The following is a 448-nucleotide window of genomic DNA, read 5'->3' on the forward strand; positions in this document are numbered from 1 at the left end:
CAGCGCAAGTGGACGGTGGCCCGGTTGAGTGAGATGGTCGGGCTGCCCCGCACCGTGTTCGCGCGGCGCTTCACCGAAGAAGTAGGCCGCCCTCCGATGTCCTACCTCATCAGCTGGCGGCTGAGTCTCGGCGCTCAACTGCTCCGGGAGACCGACGTCACACTGGCGACGATCGCCCGCGAGGTCGGATACTCGACGGAGTTCGCCTTCTCCGGAGCGTTTACCCGCGAGTATGGCGTCTCACCTGGCCGCTTCCGCCGCAGCCCGGCAACCTTGGTCCCTCCCGTCGACTGATGCCCTGGCAACGTTCGCGCTACATGCCGCTCACGGATGCGGACGTGTCGCGCATGCGGAAGGCCACCTCAGCGGCCGGGCTAATGCCCAGGCCACGCCCCAGATCGAGGCACCCTTTCGACGCCGGGTGTTCCTTGAGTGAAGGGTGCCCGAT

At 67.0% G+C, this 448-nt stretch carries 1 protein-coding gene; it reads left to right on the forward strand.

Annotated features, from left to right (window positions below; translation table 11 throughout):
- On the forward strand, window positions 1-294 hold a 294-nt coding region (locus tag C1J00_RS44180; protein ID WP_146046445.1), incomplete at its 5' end, for a helix-turn-helix transcriptional regulator.
- Window positions 295-448 lie beyond the last annotated feature (154 nt).

The organism is Streptomyces cahuitamycinicus (assembly GCF_002891435.1).
GTDB lineage: Bacteria > Actinomycetota > Actinomycetes > Streptomycetales > Streptomycetaceae > Streptomyces > Streptomyces cahuitamycinicus.